Source organism: Pedobacter sp. 05L430, from assembly GCF_056397585.1.
Genome location: NZ_JBFTNT010000607.1, coordinates 1 through 616 on the forward strand (window position 1 = coordinate 1; position 616 = coordinate 616).

At 37.7% G+C, this 616-nt stretch carries 1 protein-coding gene; it reads left to right on the forward strand.

What is annotated here, in order from left to right; genetic code table 11:
- Window positions 1-491, forward strand: a 491-nt coding sequence (locus AC1DG9_RS27590) for a DUF2071 domain-containing protein (RefSeq protein ID WP_477635767.1), incomplete at its 5' end; no start/stop codon positions are given.
- Window positions 492-616: the final 125 nt, after the last annotated feature.

The window sequence follows — 616 nt, forward strand, 5'->3', positions numbered from 1 at the left end:
GGTATAACGATAATGGAGTCGTAAAAAGGGGTGTGGTATTTATTAAGGAAATAGTGCCAAAATTTGCATTATCAATAGTAGCCAATGCTATTTATAACGAAAACTATGAGGCAATGCCAATGAGTCACTGTATAAAGGAAAATGAAGAAGATCGTTATGTAGAATATAAGTGGCGGTATAACAATCAATGGCAAAGTTTTAGTGTAACGGCAAACAAAGCCCTTTCAGAAATCCAGACGGGAAGCGAAACCGAATTTATTACAGGCCACTACTGGGGATATGCAAGATATAGCTCAGAAAAAACTAACGAATATGAGGTAAAACATCCTAAGTGGGCCCAATACAAAGTAAAAAGCTTTAATATCGCTGTTGATTTTGGATTGGTATATGGACAGAATTTTAGTTTTCTTACACAGCAGCAACCTGTATCGGTAATGCTCGCCGAGGCCTCTGATATTTCTGTTGAACGAAAGAATACGATTCGTATTTAAATACTTATTATTATTGCGTATCCGGATCATATTCCAGCGGAAGCTGATCTGCTATACGTTTACGACCCCAAAATCCCTGGATCAATAGGTTTTTGTATCCTGCATAGCTACCTCTAACATCAACC